The sequence below is a fragment of the Massilia sp. FBCC-B171 genome, from assembly GCF_059134155.1.
On record NZ_CP101443.1, the window covers coordinates 1054583 to 1075348 of the forward strand.

The following is a 20766-nucleotide window of genomic DNA, read 5'->3' on the forward strand; positions in this document are numbered from 1 at the left end:
CGATTTGTTCGATGTATCGTGCGCTTTTATAGTAGTGTTTCACCCCAACAGGAGAATCACCATGCAGATGACCATCCAGACCAATGGCTTTCAGATGACCACCGCCTTGCGCGCCTATACCGAGCAGCGCCTGGCCACCGCACTGGGCTGGGCGCGGCACCACATGCGCAAACTGGCGGTGTCGCTGTCCGACATCAACGGCCCGCGCGGCGGCGTCGACAAGCGCTGCCGGATCCAGGTGCAGCTTGGCGGCGGACGGGAAGTGATCATCGACGACGTCGATGCCAACATGTACGCTGCCATCGACCGCGCGGTCGACCGTGCCGACCGGGCAGTGGTAAAGAAGGTCGAGCGCACGCGCCATTTCGTGCGCACCCGTGCCCCGGCCCAGCAGGCGCAGATGGCCATGAGCGAGCTGCCTGAACTGATCGAAGCCGACATGCCGGCGGCCAGTGACGACTTGAAGGAGCGTTAAATGAACGGTCTTGAAAGCATTGCAAGCGGCCCGATGTGGGCCGGCTTCGTCGGCTTCGTGCTGGTCATGCTGGCCCTCGACCTGTTCGTCTTCGGGGGCAACAAGGCGCACAAGGTCAGCGTCAAGGAGGCCGGCATCTGGTCCCTGGTGTGGGTCAGCCTGGCGCTGCTGTTCAACGGCGGCCTGTGGTGGTACCTGAACGGGACGGTCGGTGCGGAGATCGCCGACCAGAAAGCGCTCGAGTTCTTCTCGGGCTACCTGATCGAAAAGGCGCTCTCGGTCGACAACGTATTCGTCTTCCTGCTGATCTTCACCGCGTTCCAGGTTCCCCAGCAATACCAGCGCCGGGTCCTGATCTACGGCGTGCTCGGAGCGATTGTCATGCGCGCCGTCATGATCAGCGCAGGCGCGTGGGTCGTCAGTGAATTCAGCTGGGTGCTCTACCTGTTCGGCGCCTTCCTGCTGTTCACCGGTATCCGCATGCTCGTCGCCGTCGACCAGGAGCCGGACGTGGCCAACAACCCGGTGCTGCGTTTCGCACGCCGGCACTTGAAGGTGGCCGAAGGCGACCATGGCGAGAAGTTCTTCGTCACGAAAGGCGGGACGCGTTATGTGACGACGCTGTTCCTGGTCCTGATCCTGATCGAGGTGACCGACCTGGTGTTCGCGGTGGATTCGATCCCGGCTATTTTCGCCATCACGACCGATCCGTTCATCGTCTTCACGTCGAACATGTTTGCGATCCTGGGCTTGCGTGCGCTGTACTTCTTGCTGGTGGATGTCGCCGACCGCTTCCACTTGCTCAAGTATGGCCTGGCGATGGTGCTGACCTTCATCGGTACCAAGATGCTGATCATGCCCTGGTACCACGTGCCGGTGCAGGCTTCGCTGACGGTGGTGGCCGTGCTGATCGCCGGTAGCTGTATTGCGAGCCTGTTCATCAAGCAGAAGGACGGCGGCAAGTAAGGCAGGTAGGTCGGGGGGCGTCTCATGGCATTCAAACAATGCTATCCTGAGCGCCTCCAGACCTATCCCGGCCGTAGCAGCGATGATCACTGAACCAGACACCGAACAAAAATCCAGCCGTGCCTCCTACGCCGATGGCCCGCGCCTGCTGGCCGACATCGGCGCCACCCACGCCCGCTTCACGCTCGAAACGGCGCCCGGCGTGTTCCGCCAGACGGCGGTGCTGCGCTGCGACGACTACAGCGGCATCGTGCCGCTCCTGAACACCTACCTGGCCGAGCAGAAAGGCGAGCGCATCACGCATGCGGCCTTCGCCATGGCCAATCCGGTCAGCGGCGACCTGGTGCGCATGACCAACCGCGACTGGCAATTCTCGACCGACGAAGTGCGCCGCGCGATGGGCTGGTCGACGCTGGTGGTCGTCAATGACTTCACGGCGCTTGCGATGGCGCTGCCGGGTCTCGGCCCGAACGACGTGCTGCAGATCGGCAGCGGCAAGCCGGCGCCGCATGCGGTGGCGGGCGTGCTCGGCGCCGGCACCGGCCTCGGCGTCTCGGGGGTGATTCCAACGGCCGACGGTTTCGTCACGCTGGGCAGCGAAGGCGGGCACGTGAACTTCGCGCCGGGCGACGAGCGCGAGTTCGCGATCCTGCAGTACGCCTGGCGCGAGTGGCCGCACGTGTCGAACGAACGCATCCTGTCCGGCCCCGGCATGGAACTGGTCTACCGCGCACTGGCCGAACGCAATGGCGTCGACGCACCGGCGCGCACGGCCGCCGAGATCGTCGCCTGCGCGCTCGAGGACCACGATGCGCTCTGCCTGGAAGTGCTCGAATGCTTCGCCGGCATGCTGGGCGGCGCAGCGGCAAATCTCGCAGTGACGCTGGGCGCCTTTGGCGGCATTTTTATTGGCGGCGGCATCGTGCCGCGCATCGCGCAGTGGTTCGCCACCTCGCCGTTCCGCGCCCGCTTCGAAGCGAAAGGGCGCTTCACCGACTACCTGGCCCAGATCCCGACCTATGTGATCATGACGCCGAACCCGGCCCTGCGCGGCGTGTCGACCATCTTGTCCGAACACCTGCGCGGCCGCAGCGGCGCCAACACCCTGATGGAGCGCGTGCAGCACCTGCAGCACGAGCTGTCGCCGGCCGAACAGCGCGTCGCCACGCTGGTGCTCGAGCACCCGCGCAAGGTGCTGTCCGAGCCGATCGCCGAGATCGCGCGCCTGGCCGACGTCAGCCAGCCGACCGTGATCCGCTTCTGCCGCTCGCTCGGTTTCCAGGGCCTGGCCGAATTCAAGCTCAAGTTCGCCGGCAGCCTGACCGGCTCGATCCCCGTGCGCCACAGCCAGGTGCGCATGAGCGACAGCACCCACGACCTGTCGGCCAAGGTGATCGACAACACGGTGTCCGCGATCCTGAAATTCCGCGACGGGCTCGACGTGCACGCGATCGACCGCGCCATCGCCATGCTGAAGAACGCCAACAAGGTCGAGTTCTACGCGATGGGCAATGCGCGCGTCGTCGCGCTCGACGGCCAGCACAAATTCTTCCGCTTCCGCATTCCGACCACCGCCCACGGCGACGCCCACCTGTTCCAGCTGGCCGCCGAACTGCTGAAACCGAACGATGTCGTGATCGCGATTTCGACGGCAGGGCAGGCGCCCGAACTGCTGTCGGCGGTGGACGCCGCGCGCCGCGCCGGCGCCAGCGTGATTGCGATCACCAGCAGCAAGTCGGCACTGGGCAAGAAGGCCGACGTCTGCCTCGCGGTCGATCACGCCGAGGACAGCACCACCTTCCTGTCGATGATTTCGCGCATCCTGCAGCTGCTCCTGATCGACATCATGGCGGTCGGGATTTCGCTCGGCGCGCAGGCAGAGCAGGATGGGGATATCGAGGCGAGGAAGCTGCTTATTTCCCACCTGGATAGTTAGCCACACTGCAGAGCTGGGGTCAGGTCTGACTTTCGGACACGACCTCAGCCTTTAGTAGTTTTCGGTTACACGCATAGGTACCTGAATATTGTTGAGCTTGTGTCCGAATGTCAGACCTGACCCTGGCCGTTCCATCGCCGCCATGCCGCGCATGATCGGCGAACTGCGGCCAGCCCCAGGGTCGGTACCGGCGGCTCGGATGTGGCCGCTCGTGATAGTGTTCAGCCTCCCATGAAAAAGCCAGTTCGCCAGCACGACCCGTTCCATCCCGGTGAGCACGGCGGCCCCGCCGGAGGATGGCGCGCGCGCGTCCATGAAGTCATCTTCGGCATCGATACGGTGGCCGGGCGTGCATTCGACATCGCCCTGGTCGGGGCAATTTTGCTCAGCATCCTGGTCGTCGTGCTCGACAGCGTGCCGGCCATCGGCCGGTCGCATGCCGACCTGATGTACGCTCTGGAGTGGTTCTTTACGCTGTTGTTCACGGTCGAATACGCGGCGCGGCTGGCGACCGTACGGCAACCGCTTCGCTATGCGTTCAGCTTCTATGGCCTGATCGACCTGCTGTCGGTCCTTCCGACCTATATTTCGCTGCTGGTGCCCGGTAGCGAGGCGCTGCTCGACATCCGTATCCTGCGCCTGCTGCGCGTATTCAGGATTTTCAAGCTCACGCTGTACATCGAGGAATATACGCGGCTGGGCGAGGCGCTGGCCGCAAGCCGGCGCAAGATCATGGTCTTCCTGTCGGTCGTGCTGATGGCGGTGCTCATCCTGGGAACCGTGATGTACGTGGTCGAAGGGCCGCAACATGGCTATACGAGTATTCCGACCGCGATGTACTGGGCCATCGTCACCATGACGACCGTCGGCTATGGCGACATTACGCCGCAGACCGCGCTCGGCAAAGGGATTGCATCGTTCATGATGCTGCTGGGTTGGGGGATCCTGGCGGTGCCGACCGGTATCGTGACGGCCGAAATGACGGCGCGCCGGAATGACCGCCGCGGCGGCACGCGTCCGCCGCTCGCCTGCCCGGAATGCGGCAGCGGCGGCCACGATGCGGGTGCGCGCTACTGCAAGGATTGCGGCGCCGCCTTGCCGGCGCACGCTGATTCGTCCGGAACTGCACCGGACTAGGCCGGAATATTGGCAGGGTGGCAGGGGCTTGTGTTGCAATACAAGCACATAAACATGAATAACTGGCGAAAGGTGACCCGATATGTCTGGTTCGATGATGGTGCTGGCGGCAGCCGGCGCGTTCGTGCTGTCCCACTTCCTGCTGTCCCACCCCTTGCGCCGGCCGCTGGTCAACGCCATGGGAGAGAAGGGCTTTCTTGGGCTGTACTCCGCAGTTGCCCTGATCACGTTCGGCCTCATGATCCGGGCCTACCAAAAGGCGCCGGCGACGCCGCCGCTGTGGCAAGTGGGCGACGGGCTATGGGCCTTCGCGACCGTTGCCATGCTGGTTGCTTCCATCCTGTTGCTGGGCTCCTTCGTGCGCAATCCGGCGTTGCCGGGCGCCGCGGCGAGTGCTGCGAAGGCCGAGGCGCGCGGGGTCTATGGCATCACGCGCCACCCGATGATGTGGGCCTTCGCGATCTGGGGCGCCTGCCACATCCTGGTGTATCCGGTCGAGAAAAACATCATCCTGGCCAGCGCCATCATCGTGTTGGCCTTGGTCGGGGCGGCGCTACAGGACCGCAAGAAGGCGGCGCAGGATCCGCAGGGCTGGATAGCCTGGGAGAGCCGGACCAGTTACTGGCCGTTCGCGGCCATCGCCCAGAGGCGGGCGCATTTGGGCGGCTTCGGCGGGCATGCCATCGGCGGCGGCATCGTGGTCTGGCTGCTGGCCACCTGGGCGCATATTCCCTTGGCCGGCTGGGCGGCAGGCATCTGGCGCTGGCTGGCCTGATGCGCGGGCGATTCTAGCGGGCCATGTGCTGGTGCGCCCGGTCGACGGCGTCAGCTTCCTGACCTTGCCCGCGAAGCCCCCCTTGACTGTCATGAAGTTGCTGCACTCCATTGTTTTTGTGTGAATAACGATGTTATTTGCATAATTTATAATCGCTGCACAGGCGTCGAACCGGCGCGGCAGCGACATTAAATTTTGGAGAAGGCGGCCATGGAGCCCTATATCGAACGAATCCCCACGGGCATCCCCGAACTCGATGCCGTCCTGCGGGGTGGCTTGATCCGCCAGCGTGTGCACCTGATCGAAGGCCGGCCCGGCACCGGCAAGACGACGCTGGGCCTGCGTTACCTCATCCACGGCGCCTCGATCGGGCATGACTGCCTGTACCTGACGCTCTCGGAAAGCAAGGAAGAACTGCAGGCGACGGTGTCGAGCCATGGCTGGAGCCTGGACGGGATCGTCATCGAGGAAATCATGCCGGTGTCTCCCGAGGCGAGTTCCTCGCAGACCATCCTGCTGCCGACCGACACCGAACTGTCGGCACTGGTGGGCCGCATAGCAGACAGGATCGCGGCCAGCGGGGCGGACCGGGTCGTGATCGATTCGATGGTGGAGGTGCGGCTGCTGGCACGCGACAGCGCCCATTACCGGCGCCAGATCATCGACCTGCGCCAGCGCCTGTCGCAATTCAAGACCACCGTGATCCTGCTCGACGACCTCACCGCGGACGGCCGCGAATACGAATTGCAAAGCGCGGTGCATGGCGTGGTGACGCTCGAGCAGCTCGAGCGCAGTTTCGGGGCGGCGCGCCGGCGCCTGCGCGTGGTCAAGCTGCGCGGCGGCGACTTTCAGAGCGGCTGGCACGATTACGCGATCAAGAAAAGCGAGATCCTGGTTTTCCCTAGCCTGATCGCGCAAGAGCACAAGCGCGACGAAGGTGGTTTCGATATCCTGAGCAAGGTCGACAGCCTCGACCGCCTGGTCGGCGGGCCCCTGATGGCGGGCAGTTCGACCATGCTGCTGGGACCGTCCGGCGTCGGCAAATCGACGCTGGCCCTGCAATACGCCTTGTCCGTCGTCGAAAGCGGCTACCACGTCGGCTACTTCACCTTCGATGAATCGGAAGTGATGCTGCGCTCGCGCGTGATCGGACACATGCATGAAGAGGGCGCCCCGGACGAGCAGCGCCGCTTCCACCTGCGGCGCGTCAATCCGTCGCGCATTTCGCCGGGCGAATTCATCTGGAACGTGCGCCGCATCGTCGAAGACCAGGGCGCGCGCCTGATCATCATCGACTGCATCAATTCCTATCTCGACGTCATCCGCGAAGAAAAATCCCTGCTGCTGCAGATGAACGAGCTGTTCTCGTACCTCAGCAACATGAACGTGACCTCGATCATCGTCGGCGCCCATTCGGCACGCCTCGACACCTCGAAGGAGCCGGACGCGCTCAGCATCATCACCGACAACATCATCTCGCTGCGCTATTACGAGCACGACAACGTCGTGTGCAAGGCCATCTGCGTCCTGAAGCGCCGCCATGGCCGTCACGAGCACGATGTGCGCGAGCTGCACCTGACCGATGCCGGCGTCGAGATCGGCGAACGCGTCCGGGTACCCTTGGACGAGGAAGGAGTGAGCTCTCTTGAATTTTGAGGACGACTACGGCAATCCGGCCGCCAGCGCCGCCCTCGCCGTCGTCTTCGCCCCGGTCGCGGGCGACGAGGCGGCCTTGCGCCTGTTGCTCGAAGCCGAAGGCGTGGCTGTTTACACCTGCGGCGACGCCGCCGCTTTCTATGCCAGCCTGAACGAGACCGCCTGGTGCGCGATCGTCACCGAGGAGGGGCTGGACCGCTGCGCCGTCGACGGCCTCGACGCGAGCTTGCGGCGCCAGCCGGCGTGGTCGGATCTGCCCGTGCTCACCCTCGCGGGCCGCGCCGGCGCACAGGTCGACAGTAACCGCTTCGCGCGCCTGGCGCGCATCGGCAACATCACCCTGATCGAACGTCCGACCTCGCGCGAAGTACTCTTGATGTCGATCCGCTCGGCCTTGCGCACGCGCCGCCTGCAGTTCGCCATCCGCGCACAGTGGCGCGCGCTGGAGCGGCATGCCAGCGAGCTGGAAGCGGCCGTCGAGGATCGCACGCGTTCGCTCGAACGTGAAGTGAGCGAGCGGCGCCGGGTGGAACGGGCCCTGGCCGAGGCGCGCCGTCTCGAGTCCCTGGGCCGCCTGACGGGCGGTGTGGCGCACGACTTCAACAACATCCTGCAAGTGATCTCCGGTTCCGAAGCACTGCTGCGCATGCTGCTGGCGAAAGAGCCGAACCCGCGTCTCGAGCGCTCGCTCGACAGCATCCGCCGCGCGTCCGGACACGGCGCCGCATTGACCCAGCAATTGCTGGCGTACGCACGGCGCCAGCCGCTCAACAACGTCGCCCTCGACCTGCACCTGTATCTGCATGCGACCGCCGAACTGCTGGACGATGCGGTCGGCGCATCCGTGCACCTGGACCTGCACCTGCCACACGACCTGTGGCCGGTCGCGGTCGATCCGGCCCAGCTCGATGCCGCGCTGCTGAACATGGCAGGCAATGCGCGCGATGCGATGCCCGGCGGAGGGCAGTTGGTTCTGGCCGCACGCAATACTGGCCTGCCCGATGCCGCCTGGCCGGAGGCCGGCGACCTGGCGGGCGAGTACGTCTGCATTACCGTCACCGACGATGGCGAGGGGATGTCCGAAAAGACGGCGCACCAGGCCTTTGAACCTTTCTTTACGACCAAATCGGTGGGCAAGGGCACCGGCCTGGGCCTGTCGCAGGTACATGGCTTCGCCAGCCAGAGCGAGGGCATGGCCTTCATCCGGCGCGAGCAGCGCGGCACCACGGTTGGCATGCTGCTGCCGCGCGGCCTCGGCGACGCCCCGGTGGCGCTGGCCGCGCCTGCGGAAGCGCCGCCCAGTTCGCTCGCGGGCGTGCGTATCCTGTGCGTGGAAGACGATCCGGTGGTGGCCGACACGATGTCGTCCTTGCTCGCCGTGCTCGACGCCGACATCACGCTCGTCGACAGCGCCGATGCGGCCGTGCAGGCCGACTTCAGTGCGGTCGACCTGGTCCTGTCGGATGTGATGATGCCGGGCAGGCTGGACGGGATCGGCCTGGTGAGCTGGCTCGCCACCCACCATCCGCGCCTGCCCGTCGTGCTGACCAGCGGCTACATGGTCGATCCGGGACGGCTGCAAACACTGCAGATCCAGTTCCTTCGCAAACCCTACACACTGAGCGCGCTGATCAACGCCATCGCGCTTGCGCTGGGACGACAGGATCCTGGCGCTTGAACAGGCGCTGCGGCTGGCTGCTGGCGCGGGCTGACCTGAACCCGGTCAGCGCGCATCGAGCGCGCGCGCCAGGCTGGTCTTGTTCTTCACATTGAGCTTGCGGTACACGCTGCTGAGCTGGTTGCGCACGGTGCTGGGCGACAGGCCCAGGCGGCCGGCGATTTCCTTCGTTTGCAGTCCCTCCATGGCCATGGTCGCGCAGCGCATTTCGGCCGGCGTCAGTCCCTGCGCCGACATGGTGCGGCGAGTCAGCGACAGGATCAGCACGTCCTGCTCGATCCGGGCGCGCAGGTGCACGCGCCGGCCCGGGTAGTCCATGCCGGAGCGGCTCCTGAAGGCGGCCATCAGGGGACCGGGCAAGTAGGGCGGACTCCACTCGGGCCACTCTTCCTGCATCAAGGCGATCGCCTCGTCCACCGCAAAATACAGCCGCCCCGCGAGCGAACTGAGAAGGGTGACGGTGGCGTGCTGCGCCGGCTTGGTGCTCAGCCGCTCGTTGACCTGGCGCGCCTGGATCAGGTGCGGCAAGGTGAGGTTGGCCAGGCCTTCGGCTTCGCCCTGGAATGCCTGGCGCCGCTGCGCGCGCCAAAACGAGACGGCGGTCAGCCGGCCCTGCACCAGCCGGTCGGACAGGTAAGTCAGCGAATGGGCGGTCTCGTACTTGCGGCAGTAAGCCAGCACCTTGGGGTCGTCGATCGTGCGCGCGATGTCGGTTGCGACGCTCTGGCCGCGGCGGCGGAAGGTCGCGCACAAGGCCGGGTCGCGGCTTTTGACGGTGCCGTCGACCAGCATGATCTCTTCGCCCAGCGTGCTTTGGCGGTCGGTGATGCGCTCCGACGACATATTGTTCAGGTAGACGCCGGTTGGCACCAGGCGGTTTCCGAAGATGCGGATGTCGCCGATCATCGCCGCTTCAAAGGACAGGTCCCGTTTGAAGCGGCGCATGATCTCGTCGTTGCATGCGGCGGGCATCGTCGCTTGCGCGATGTCGTACATGTCGAGTATCAGCTTGCTGAAGGTGTCCATCGCGCCTGGCAAAGAGAAGTGAGTAGGGCTGCAATACCGCCGGGGAATTATAAGTAATTCAATATCAAATGCAACTTCTGGTTTCGTCCTTGGGACATCTGACCTATGGACCCTGTGCGGATGGCGTTCAATACTGTGGCCACACCAACACGCGGGACACTCCCGGAAATAACAATGAAAACGACAACCCTTGTTTCCCTCTTCTTCGCAGGCCTTGCCGCCGCCAACGGCGCAAGCGCCGCCGACATCGGCACCTCGGTCGACCTCGGCACCACGGGCCTCGGCCTGCACGGCACCACACCGCTCGCAGCGCAATTGAATGCACGTTTCGGCGTCAACTTCGCCAGCTATTCGTACGACGGCAATACCTCCGACGTCGAATACGACTTCAAGCTCAAGCTGGCCACGGCCGACCTGCTGCTGGACTACCACCCCTTCGACAGCGGTTTCCGCATCAGCGGCGGCGCGGTCTACAACGGCAACAAGATCGAAGCGCGTGCCAAGCCGAATGCCGCGGGCACCTACGACATCAACGGAAACACCTACACGGCAGCCGAAGTCGGCGCACTGTCGGGCAAGATCGACTTTCGCAAGGCCGCGCCTTACCTGGGCATCGGCTGGGGCAACGTTTTGAAGCAAACCGGCTGGGGCGTCGGCCTCGACCTGGGCGTGGCCTTCCAGGGTTCGCCCAAGACCATGCTGGCCTCGACCGGTTGCCGCGCCGCGGCCGCCGACTGCGCCCGGCTGGCGCGCGACGTGGCCGCCGAAAATGTCAGGCTGGCCGACGAAGTGAGCGATTTCAAGGTCTATCCGGTCATTCGCGTGGGCGTCAGCTACCGCTTCTGATGAGGTAAGCGGGCCGACCCCGCAATTGAAAAAGCGGGCTGTGGCCCTAATGCCGTTCAGTTAAGACTGAGCGGCATTTTTTTTCGTCGTTGTAAACGCGACGAATCGCTGTTAACCTTCGTCGCCATGTTCGACGATACCCTACATTTTCTCGCAAATCACCTAGAAGCTCCCGATTGGGCAAGGCTGGGAGATCATCTTCCTTTTGAATGGATCGAGCAGGCCCTTGCGAGCACGGATGCACTCAGTATCCGCCATCGACGGCTGCCTGCCGAGCAGGTGGTTTCGCTAATGGTGGCGCTGGCGCTCTACCGTCACAAGTCGATCGGCGAGGTGCTCGACGATCTCGGCCTGGCGATACCGAGCGAGCAGACGCCGTTCGTGAGCAAGAGTGCAGCGGCGCAGGCGCGCCAGCGTGTCGGGGCCGAGCCGTTGAAGTGGCTGTTCGATCATTCAGCCAGAAATTGGGTGGCGCAAGACAAGCGCGCCTATCTATTCAAGGGGCTGCAGCTGTTCGCGATGGACGGCACAACCTTGCGTACCCACGATACAGAGAAGAACCGGGAGCATTTCGGTGCACAGGGCTATGTCGGCGGCACGGTCGCGAGCTATCCGCAAGTTCGCGGGGTCACGCTCACTGCGCTGACGACACACTTGGTGTACAGCGCCGCGTTCGGTCCTTATTCGACCAACGAAATGCTTTACGCGAAGCAGCTGATCGAAGCGATTCCGGAACAATCGCTTACCGTCTTCGACCGGGGCTTCCTGTCGGCCGAGATTTTGTGCAGCCTGACTGGCAGTGGCGCTGAGCGGCATTTCCTTATCCCGGCCAAGTCCAATACCAAATGGGAAGTGGTCGATGGCAGCGACAACGATGAAGTAGTGCGCATGCGCGTATCGCCGCAAGCAAGGAAGAAATCTCCGGAGCTGCCGGAATTCTGGGAAGCGCGCGCCATCACTGTTGTCGACGCCCAGGCGCGCAAACGCGTCTTGCTCACTTCACTGCGCGACCGTCAGCGTTACAAGCCGGCCGACATCGCCGCCTTGTACGACAAGCGCTGGGGAATCGAGACCAGCTATCGAGAACTTAAGCAGACAATGCTGGGCATGGCGCTGACCTTGCGGTCGAAAACCGTGGACGGTGTCTACCAGGAAATCTGGGGCACGCTGATCGCCTACAACCTCATCCGCCTTGAAATCGCCAAGGCTGCGCTGGCGGTCAAGTGCGAGCCAACCGAGGTCAGTTTCATCCGCGCCTTCCACCTAATCCAGTTTGAACTGCATTGGGCTGGCGTGACGAGGTCCTATGGGAAGTTACCTGCATTGATGAAGCACTTGCGTGAAAGGCTGGTTAGCCTTCTAAAAGACGAACGGCCCGGTCGCAAATGCGACCGGGCCATCAAGGCAACGCCGAAGCGCTATGCTGTACGTAAGGTGAAAAAACTACCTTAACTGAACGGCATTAGGGCTGTGGCCCGCTTTTTCTTAGCCCGCCTGACTGTCCTGCAAGGCCCGCCACTGCACCTTCCCGGTCGCCGACTTCGGCAAGGCCTCGCGAAACTCCACGATGCGCGGGCTTTTGTAGGCGGCCATGTTCTGGTGCGCCCAGTCGACGATGTCGCCCTCGCTGACCTTGCCCGCAAAGCCGTCCTTGAGTGCGACGACGGCTTTCACGGTCTCGCCGCGGCGCGCGTCCTGGCTGGACACGACGCATACCTCGCGGATCGCCGGATGGCGGTACATCAGCGCTTCCACTTCCGCCGGCCACACCTTGTAGCCCGAGGCATTGATCATGCGTTTGAGGCGGTCGACCATGAAGAAATAGCCGTCTTCGTCGACCTTGCCGATGTCGCCGGTACGCAGGAAACGCTTGCCGTCGATCTGGACAAATGTGTCCGCAGTAGCCTGCGGGTTGTTCCAGTAGCCGAGCATCACCTGCGGTCCGTGCACGACGATCTCGCCCACTTCGCCCATGCCCAGGGGGCGCAGGTCGGCGTCGACCACGCGCGCGTCGACGTCCTGGATCGGAATGCCGAGGCACTGCTTCTTGGTGCGCTGGGGCGGGTTCACGTGGGTTGGCGCGATCGTTTCCGACATGCCGTAGCCCTCGACGTAATCGATGCCGAGCAGGTCGTGCATCTTTTGCGCGATGGCGTCGGGCATGGCCGCGCCGCCGCCGGAGAGGCGGGTGATGCTCGACAGGTCGTACTGGTCGATGCGGGGGCTCGACAGCAGGTCGATCACCATCGTGGAGATGAGCTGGGTGGCGTTGGCGCGGTGGCGCCGGATGCATTCGGCCGCCGTGTCGCGGTCCCAGCGCGCCATCAGCACGATGGTCGCGCCGAGGAAGATCGGCCCGTTCATCCCGCCCTGCATGCCGGTCACGTGAAACAGCGGCAGCACGCTCAGCGCAATGGAATCCTGCTGCGACCCGAACCACTGCACGCCGGCCACCGCGTTGTACATCACGCTGCGGTGGGTGTGCATGCAGCCTTTGGGCAGGCCGGTGGTGCCGGAGGTGTAGGGCATGGCGCACAGGTCGCCAGGGCCGGCCGTGAGGGCGCCGGGGCGGCATCCGCGCGCCAGCATGGCGCTCCACAGCGTCACGCCTTCGCCCTCGATGGCGCGGCGTGGCGCGGCGATGACGTCGGGGACGTGCAGGTCGGTGGCCTGCGCGAGGTGGTCGGAGTAGGCCGCCACCAGCAGGTGGCGCAAGCCGGGGCCGGCCAGGGGCGCTACTTGCGCGTATAAATCCTGGGGCAGGAAGATGGTCGAGGCGCCGGTGTCGCTGACGTAGTGGCGCAGTTCCTCGGTCAGGTTCATCGGGTTGACCGGCACGACGACGGCATTCGCGCGCAGGATCGCGTAGTAGGCGATGATGAACTGGGGGCTGTTCTGCATGTAGAGCAGCACGCGGTCGCCGCGCTGCACGCCGCATTCGGCCTGCAGGTAGCCCGCCACCAGTTCGACCTCGTTCATGAGGGCGGCGTAGGTGAGCGGCGTGTCGTAGAAGATGATGGCCGGCTTGTCGGGGTAGCGCGCCGCCGACACGTGCAGGTTGAAGAACAGGTTGGTTTCGGGGACGGTCAAGTGGCGCGGCAAGGCACGCGGCCAGAAATCGGCAGGGCGTTCGGACATGGTGCGGTGTCTCCTCAATTATGTCTGCAGGGTGGCCCGCTTCTCTAATTGGAAGGTGGCGCGTTCAATAATACAGAAATTTGTATTGTTGGATTTGAATGCGCCCGCTTGTTCCGATCAGCCCTGCATCTGGACTGTCCACATCAGGCTGAGGAACTTGCCGGCGAGTGCCGCGGCAGGCGACGAGAGGGAATTGATCAAGTCGGCGGAACAGGCGGAGATTTTTGTGTAGCTGTGGAGGAGGCTGCTCATATCGGTACTTTCTTCTTCTTGTGTCCATCCCCTTGGGGTGTCGCATGGAGTCATGCGCGCAGGGGAGGCGGGAAGGGCGCTTAGGTTCTCAGCGCCGGCTTCCGTAACACACTATCGCCCGTCCAGCGGCGCGGCTCCGTTCGGAACCGCGCATAGCGATAAGAGAATGTAAACCTTGTTGTATTGCGGTGCCGGTCACGTGCGGCGCCGCGGGCGCAGCGAGGCTGCGGCGCACAGGCCGAGCCCGAACAGGGCGAGCGTCGCCGGCTCCGGCACCTCGCCGGGCGGCACGGCAGCGACGCCGAAACCGCTGTACCCGGCGCTGCCATAGTCGCTGCCGAACCCCGATGGTGACCAGGCATTGCAGTCGTTGGAAACGGTATTGCCGTCCATCGTGACGGTCGCCGCGAGCGCGCGGCCGCAGCCGATGCTGGCCGCCGCGCCGAAACTCACGTTGTCCAGGGCCAGGATGTTTCCGGCGAAGGTGGACGCGGCGCCCAGCGTGGCCGAGCTGCCGACCAGGAAGTAGATGCCATTGCTGCTGGTGCCATTGATGACGTTCACCATCGAGCCCGCCGCAGTGCCCAGGGTGCTGCCGATCTGGAAAACGATGACCCCGTTCGGATCGTTGGCGAAATCGATCGTGAGGGCGCCGGTGAGCGCCGCGGACGAGGCGAAGCGGTAGACGCCCGACGACAGGATGCCGAGTGTGCCGAGATCCCGGCCAGTCAGGTCGGTGCCTGCACCCATGGCTGCAAGGCGGTTATAGGCGGCTTGCGCATCGGATTGGGCTTGACCGGCCAGGGCGTCGCCCTCATGGATCGCACCGCCCTCGGCGAAGCGGATCCCGTTCGCGCCGGTGACCGCCGTGCCCGATGCAACGCTCAGGTCGCCGTGCAGGGTGGTCGTGCCGGTATTCGTGACCGACTCGCCGCCGAGTACCGCCACTTGCTGTGCCGCGCCAAGGACGGGGATGACGCCGGCATGCGCGCAGGCGCCAGTCAGTGCCAGTAGCAGCGGAAAGGCCAGTTTGATGGTGTGCATGTCGTCTCTCCAGACAGTGGTTCGGTTGAATGTGCAATCCGCCACATGTGGCCGAGACGACATCTGAAGAGTGCTGCATTAATAAAATTATATTAACACCGCCTTGGCATCGCACGACGCTTGCTCAGCGATATTGCCCGCAAACTGCCCAGTGTTCGGTTCCGAACGGAACGTTTGCAAAAAGCAGAGCATGATGAGTTCACATTCCGCTTCCGTCCTGCCGCGTCGAATCCGACCCCGGCGGCGCCCATCGGCCTCATTCTCCCTCACCCGCCACGCGGAACGCCTGCCCGACGCCGTCGAGCCGTCCAGCCTGAAGCGGCGCATCTCCCCACTAAAGGATTCATCATGAAACATTCCCTGATCTTGCTCGCCCTGGCTGCCACCTTCACCCTGTCCGCCTGCCAGAAGGACGCGCCGCCTCCAGTGGTGCAAGTCATCGCCGGCCCTGCAGGCGCTCCTGGAGCGACCGGTGCCACCGGCGCCACGGGTGCCGAGGCGCAAGCCGGCGCAACCGGTGCCACCGGTGCGACTGGTGCTGTGGGTGATACCGGCGCAAAAGGCACGGCCGGTGCAACGGGCGACACCGGCGCCCAGGGCTATGACGGCGCCAAGGGCGAAGCAGGCGCTACCGGCTACGACGGCGCGAAGGGCGAAGCCGGTGCCACCGGCGCGACTGGCTACGACGGTGAAAAAGGCGACAAGGGCCGTACCGGCGACACCGTCGTCGTGCTGCCACAACGCTGATACCGGGCTGGCGGCAATGCCGCCAGCCGGCAGTAACAATAAAAAAATGGCACACACGAGGAGAGAAAAATGATTTTAATAGTGGACGACGATTCGGATCTTGCAGAGAACTGTTCAATGATGCTGGAGTCCCACGGCTATGACGTCAGCGTGGTGTTGAGCGCGGCTGCCGCCCTGGCGCGCATCGCCGAGCGCAAGCCCGAGCTCCTCATCTCCGATTGCTACATGCCGGGAATGGGTGGGCTCGAGTTGAGCCAGCAACTGAAGGGCAGGCCCGCCAGCGAGCGGTTCCCGATCATGTTGATGAGCGGCTCCCTGCAATGCCGGGTTGCCGGCGGACCGAGTTATGACGCGTTTCTGAGGAAACCGTTCATGGCAGAAGATTTATTGCTGGAAGTGCGCAAACTGCTGCAGGACTGCGCCGGCACCGAACTTGTAAAAGAAGGGCATCAATGAAGTTATCGGTATTTATTCTTTCCAACCTCGAGTGCATCCTGCAGGAATGGGAAGATTTCGCCTTGACGCTGGCTTCACGGGCGAGCAGGTCATGGCCGAGTACCGGGCGTTGCGTTCGAGCGTCCTGCGCCTGTGGGCCGGCCAGGTGACGATCACGACGCCTGAGGACATCGAGGACATGGTGCGCTTCAACGAGGCGATCGACCAGGCCCAGACGGAATCGATGGCGCGCTACGCGAAAATGCTGCGCGAAGCCCAGAACCTGTTTCTCGCGATTCTCGGCCATGACGTCCGCACGCCCCTCGGCGCGATCAGCATGGGGGCCCAGGTACTGCTGCAGGACCAGAGCTTGCCATCGAAGGCGCTGAAAGTGGGACTGCGCATCTTCAACAGCGCGAAACGCATGGAGGCGATCGTGCGCGACCTGCTGGACTTTTCGACGACCCACCTGGGCGACGGTATTCCGGTCGATCCTGCGACGGTCGATCTGGCCGAGATAGCCTACAGGGTGGTCGAAGAAGCCAGGACCTTCCATCCGGACCGTCAGATCGAGCTGGCAACCGAGGGCGATGCGACCGGGGCATGGGACGAACAACGGATGGCCCAGGCGTTTTCGAACCTGATTTCCAACGCCGTCCAGCACGGCAAGCCCGACACAGTGATCAAGGCGCCATCCGCGGCCTTGAGGATGAAGTGGTCTACGAGGTGCGAAACGAAGCCGATGTCATCCCGCCGGCCAAGCTGCGTACCCTGTTCGACCCGGTGAAGCGTTTTGCGATTCGTCCTGCAAGCGAGCGTGTCGCATCCCGCGTGCAGAACCTCGGCCTCGGTCTTTACGTGGTCAAGCAAATCGTCGCCGCCCACGAAGGCCGGGTGTGCGTGGCCTCGAGCGAGGAGGACGGCGTCGTGTTTTCTGCACGTTTTCCACGGCTGATGCCGAACCGCAGGACCGGCGATTAATAGCCGGCGATCGGCACGAGGTGTTGCAAGTCAGCTCATACGGTGAGGCGCGTGTTATTTACTCCTTTGCAAGCCGAATAGGGAGTAAGGTACGCTCTTCCTGTAGGCAGCAACTTAGCTGGCGTACGTGTCTATTTCCTCTTGGAAAGGCAGGGCGTAAAGTACTTGTTAATGGACTTCGCCATGCCTGATAGCCTTGATCCCCAGTTCGCGGCAGCGCCGCTTCCATTGTCCTCGGACGAGCGGCATGCCCGCGATGAGACCGAGCTGGTTCATCTGCGCGCGACCGTCGTCAACTTGCTGGAAGAAATAAAACGCGGCGCCAACAGTGTGATGCCGGTCCCCGACATGGACGAGAACGGTATGGCGCCCCGTACCGAGTTCGTCTCGATGCTGTCGCATGAATTACGCAATCCGCTGCAATCGATGGCGATGGCCATCCGGATGCTGGCGCCTACCGCCAGGATCAATCCGGCCGTCGCCCAGGCCCATGGTGTGCTGGAACGGCAGATGGGCCACATCTCGCGCTTGCTCGACGATCTGCTCGACGCATCGCGCGTGGCAAGTGGGAAGATCATCCTGCAGCTGGCCACGGTGTCCCTGCGCGGCGTGATCGATGCGGCGCTCGAAACGAGTCGTCCGGACCTGCAGTTGCGCCAGCAAACGCTGGCGATTGACCTGCCTGACCAAGACATCGCGCTTACCGGAGACCTGATCCGGTTGGCGCAGGCCGTGTCCAACCTGCTGATCAATGCGAGCCAGTTCACGCCCACGCAGGCGCGCATTGGCGTCGCGGCCGTTTGCCGGGACGAGATGATCCACATCACCGTCAGCGACAATGGCGCCGGCATTCCCCTTGCGCTGCAACCTTTTATCTTCGACTTGTTTACCCAGGGTCAGCGCACCCTCGAACGCGCGCTCGGCGGCCTGGGGCTCGGCCTCGCGCTGGTGCAGACCATCGTTCGCATGCATGGCGGAAGCGTCACCGTGAAAAGCGACGGTGCCGGTACCGGCAGCAGTTTCACGATCAGCTTGCCATTGGCGCCGGCTCCGGCCCCGCCGCTGCAGTCGCCTGCCACGCAGGCCGCTGCGATGCGAAACATACTCATCATCGAAGACAATATCGATGCGAACGAGATCATGGCAATACTGCTGTCGATGCAAGGCCATCAGGTCACCAGCAGCTTCCACGGCGCCGATGGCTTGCGCCTTGCACTCGATGGCCAATTCGATGTCGTGGTATGCGATCTCGGCCTGCCCGGCCTCAGCGGTCTCGAGGTCGCCGCTGCCATCAAGGCGTCGCACCCGGGCGCGGCGCCCGTCGTGATCGCAATGTCCGGCTATACCGACAGCCGGCAGCGCGACCTGGCGCGTGCCGCGGGTTTCGATCACTACCTGACCAAACCGGTCGATCTTGCGCTCCTGTATCAGCTCATCGCCGGCAACGCAGTTTAAGGTCAGGCGCTTGCCAGAGGAATCGTCACCGAGAAGACGACGCGGCCTTCCGCGTGTGTATAGAAAATCGTACCCTGGTGGGCGGTGACGATACGCTCGGCGATGTACAGCCCTAGTCCCATGCCGCCGCGGTTGTGCGCATTGTGCAGCGATGCTGCCTTGAATGGGGCATAGAGCGTGCGAACGGTGGCGGGAGCGAGCGCGTCGGCGACGTTGCTGATCGAAAAAACGGCATGCGCCAGCCCGATCGACAAAACGACATCGATCGAATTGGCAAGGCGTCCATGGCTGCGCGCATTGCTCAGCAGATTCGATACGACCTGGGCCAGCCGGTCGGTGTCGCCCGCCACCATGACGCTGTCCGGGCCGGTCATGCGGTAGACGACGTCGGGGTAGCCGATTGTCGCTTCCTCGACAACGTCGCGAATCACCGCCGCCAGATCGACCGCGCGTATCTGCAAGCCCAGGCCGATGCCGGTTTCGATCTTGCTGACGTCGAGCACCTGGCTGATCAGCCGGCTCATGCGGTTGCTCGACGCATGTATCCGCAATCCCATCGGTACCGCCGGCCCGCCATTTTGCAGCACCACTGCCGCCATCCGGATGGCGTGCAGCGGTTCGCGCAAATCATGGCCCAGCATGCCCATGAGCTGGGCACGTGCCAGATCGGTTTGTGTCTGGCGCGCGATGCTGGCGCGGTGCAGCTCCTCCTGCATCTGGTGGGCGATGAGCAAATGTGTCGGCGACCAGGCTTCCGCCCTGCCGCGGACGGTTTCCAGCCACTCGTCGAACGAGCCGCGCGGCGTCAGTCGCGCGCCCATCGGGCCGACCGCGACAATTTTCTCCGGTTTGCCGGCCCAGCGAATCGAGCCTACTTGTTCTGGCCGCATCGCAATCACCCAGCCGTCTGCGGACGGATCGAAACAAATCGCCAGCATGCCCGGCCATCGATCGATATGCACGCGCGCCGACTCCGGCCAGTCCTCGACCCGCAGGCGCTGCAGCAATGTGTCGCCGGCTGCCCGATGCGTGCGGACGACGGCGGCAGCCGTGTCCGCATCGATATCGCCATGTACCAGATGGCGGCCCGATTGGGTCACGATCATGGCTGGACAATCGAGTACGGCGCAGATGGCTGCAGCATGCAGGGCGACTTCGCGCAGGGTATCGTCGCCGCCCATCAGTGCCTGCATCAGGCTGGTGCGCATATGCGCGCCGCGCTCGACGATTTCCGCATGCCGCAGCGCCTCGAGCTTTTGCACGGTCGCTGCCAATACCTGGGCAATGACGTCGGCCGTCATGCGGATCGCATACGGCACCCTGCGTGGCTGCATGTGGTGGCACGCGATCATTCCCCACAAGTGCCCGTCGACGATGATCGAGACGCTCATCGACGCGCCGACACCCATATTACGGAGGTATTCGATGTGTACTGGCGACACGCTGCGCAGGACGCAATGGCTCATGTCGACCGGCGCGCTGCCCTCGCGCCCCAGCACCGGCACCGGCTCTGCGTTCAAGTCCGGAATCAGGCGCAAGCTGTTCATCACGTACAGCCGCCGGGCCTGCGCGGGAATGTCGCTGGCCGGATAGCGCATCCCCAGCAGCGGCGCGAGGCTGTCGATGCGCGACTCGGCGACGACATCGCCACTGCCGTCCTGGCCGAAGCGGTAGCCCATCACCCGGTCGAAGCCGGTAATCTCGCGCACCTGGTCGGTCGCCATCTGCAGCAGGGAGGCGATGCTGGTCTGGCGCTTGAGCCGATCGAGTGCGCTGTGCGCCTTGAGCGCGAAAATACCGACGGTGTTCAGTGAAACGTCGCGCAATTCGAATTCGACGATGATCCTGCCCAGGTAAGCGTGTACGACGCAGTCGAATTCGCGGCCGCCGATGTCGACCGGGAGGACCGACGGAATCGCTTCATCCGCCAGCATGGTGCTGCATTCCTCCGCCATCGTGCGAACCGGCGCCGGCAGTTCGACCGCCTGCAGCGGCATGCCGACGTGCAGGCGGATGTGCAACAGGGCCGCGACGTTGCTGCTCCACGCCTCCAGCCGGGCTTCGCTGTCGAAGACCAGTATCGCGCCATGCGCCTGAATCGTGCCTGGAACATGAATTGGTTCGTCCGCGCAGTTTTGAAGATTGACCTCTGCTACTTCCAGGGGGAGTTCGTCGATCATGCGCGCGGCCTACTTTCGTTGTTCGTGAGGGAAATGCAA

General features: G+C 63.9%; 19 protein-coding genes. 14 read left to right on the forward strand and 5 right to left on the reverse strand.

Going from position 1 to position 20766, the window contains the following annotated elements; genetic code table 11:
• Positions 1–61 precede the first annotated feature (61 nt).
• From NMB41_RS04695 to NMB41_RS04725, 7 genes are all read left to right on the forward strand, one after another.
• Positions 62–475 (forward strand): HPF/RaiA family ribosome-associated protein, encoded by a 414-nt coding sequence (locus tag NMB41_RS04695; RefSeq protein WP_494381322.1) that lies wholly within the window; start codon positions 62–64, stop codon positions 473–475.
• A complete protein-coding gene (locus NMB41_RS04700; protein WP_494381323.1) occupies positions 476–1441 on the forward strand; it encodes a TerC family protein in 966 nt (321 codons plus the stop codon).
• Between the two features lie 82 nt (positions 1442–1523).
• On the forward strand, positions 1524–3377 hold the full coding sequence (gene glk / locus NMB41_RS04705; protein ID WP_494381324.1) for a glucokinase: 1854 nt from the start codon (positions 1524–1526) through the stop codon (positions 3375–3377).
• Positions 3378–3608: 231 nt separating this feature from the next.
• Positions 3609–4514, forward strand: coding sequence for an ion transporter (locus NMB41_RS04710; protein WP_494381325.1), 906 nt, complete (start codon positions 3609–3611; stop codon positions 4512–4514).
• 82 nt (positions 4515–4596) lie between these two features.
• Positions 4597–5289 (forward strand): NnrU family protein, encoded by a 693-nt coding sequence (locus NMB41_RS04715; protein WP_494381326.1) that lies wholly within the window; start codon positions 4597–4599, stop codon positions 5287–5289.
• A gap of 210 nt (positions 5290–5499) precedes the next feature.
• On the forward strand, positions 5500–6945 hold the full coding sequence (locus NMB41_RS04720; protein ID WP_494381327.1) for an ATPase domain-containing protein: 1446 nt from the start codon (positions 5500–5502) through the stop codon (positions 6943–6945).
• Positions 6935–8623 (forward strand): response regulator, encoded by a 1689-nt coding sequence (locus tag NMB41_RS04725; protein ID WP_494381328.1) that lies wholly within the window; start codon positions 6935–6937, stop codon positions 8621–8623. The genes NMB41_RS04720 and NMB41_RS04725 overlap by 11 nt, the downstream gene beginning before the upstream one ends.
• Positions 8624–8668: 45 nt before the next feature.
• On the opposite strand, the gene NMB41_RS04730 is transcribed toward NMB41_RS04725, so the two are convergent.
• Complete coding sequence (locus NMB41_RS04730) at positions 8669–9649, reverse strand: helix-turn-helix transcriptional regulator (RefSeq protein WP_494381329.1); 981 nt, start codon at positions 9647–9649, stop codon at positions 8669–8671.
• Positions 9650–9823: 174 nt separating this feature from the next.
• Here NMB41_RS04730 and NMB41_RS04735 point away from each other — a divergent pair, with 174 nt between their 5' ends.
• Positions 9824–10495: a hypothetical protein gene (locus tag NMB41_RS04735; RefSeq protein ID WP_494381330.1), complete on the forward strand. Its 672-nt coding sequence runs from the start codon at positions 9824–9826 to the stop codon at positions 10493–10495.
• A 126-nt stretch (positions 10496–10621) separates the two neighbouring features.
• Positions 10622–11947, forward strand: coding sequence for an IS4 family transposase (locus NMB41_RS04740; protein ID WP_494381331.1), 1326 nt, complete (start codon positions 10622–10624; stop codon positions 11945–11947).
• A gap of 33 nt (positions 11948–11980) precedes the next feature.
• Here the strand turns inward: NMB41_RS04740 and NMB41_RS04745 are convergent, their stop codons facing one another.
• The 3 genes from NMB41_RS04745 to NMB41_RS04755 form a co-directional block, all read right to left on the reverse strand.
• On the reverse strand, positions 11981–13633 hold the full coding sequence (locus NMB41_RS04745; protein ID WP_494381332.1) for a long-chain fatty acid--CoA ligase: 1653 nt from the start codon (positions 13631–13633) through the stop codon (positions 11981–11983).
• A gap of 117 nt (positions 13634–13750) precedes the next feature.
• Positions 13751–13885 carry a hypothetical protein gene (locus NMB41_RS04750; RefSeq protein ID WP_494381333.1) on the reverse strand — a complete coding sequence of 45 codons (135 nt, stop codon included), beginning with the start codon at positions 13883–13885 and terminating at the stop codon, positions 13751–13753.
• 195 nt (positions 13886–14080) lie between these two features.
• Entirely contained in the window at positions 14081–14929 is an 849-nt protein-coding gene (locus tag NMB41_RS04755; protein WP_494381334.1) for a DUF3494 domain-containing protein, read from the reverse strand.
• 348 nt (positions 14930–15277) lie between these two features.
• Between NMB41_RS04755 and NMB41_RS04760 the strand changes: the two genes are divergently transcribed.
• From NMB41_RS04760 to NMB41_RS04780, 5 genes are all read left to right on the forward strand, one after another.
• A complete protein-coding gene (locus NMB41_RS04760) occupies positions 15278–15676 on the forward strand; it encodes a collagen-like triple helix repeat-containing protein (RefSeq protein WP_494381335.1) in 399 nt (132 codons plus the stop codon).
• Between the two features lie 69 nt (positions 15677–15745).
• Positions 15746–16132: a response regulator gene (locus tag NMB41_RS04765; RefSeq protein WP_494381336.1), complete on the forward strand. Its 387-nt coding sequence runs from the start codon at positions 15746–15748 to the stop codon at positions 16130–16132.
• A gap of 46 nt (positions 16133–16178) precedes the next feature.
• Positions 16179–16898, forward strand: a complete 720-nt coding sequence (locus NMB41_RS04770) for a sensor histidine kinase (RefSeq protein WP_494381337.1) — start codon at positions 16179–16181, stop codon at positions 16896–16898.
• Positions 16838–17092, forward strand: coding sequence for an ATP-binding protein (locus NMB41_RS04775; RefSeq protein ID WP_494381338.1), 255 nt, complete (start codon positions 16838–16840; stop codon positions 17090–17092). Before NMB41_RS04770 ends, NMB41_RS04775 begins: the two co-directional genes overlap by 61 nt.
• 183 nt (positions 17093–17275) lie before the next feature.
• Positions 17276–18547 carry a hybrid sensor histidine kinase/response regulator gene (locus NMB41_RS04780; RefSeq protein WP_494381339.1) on the forward strand — a complete coding sequence of 424 codons (1272 nt, stop codon included), beginning with the start codon at positions 17276–17278 and terminating at the stop codon, positions 18545–18547.
• A gap of 2 nt (positions 18548–18549) precedes the next feature.
• Here the strand turns inward: NMB41_RS04780 and NMB41_RS04785 are convergent, their stop codons facing one another.
• Positions 18550–20727, reverse strand: coding sequence for an ATP-binding protein (locus NMB41_RS04785; protein ID WP_494381340.1), 2178 nt, complete (start codon positions 20725–20727; stop codon positions 18550–18552).
• Between the last annotated feature and the right edge of the window lie 39 nt (positions 20728–20766).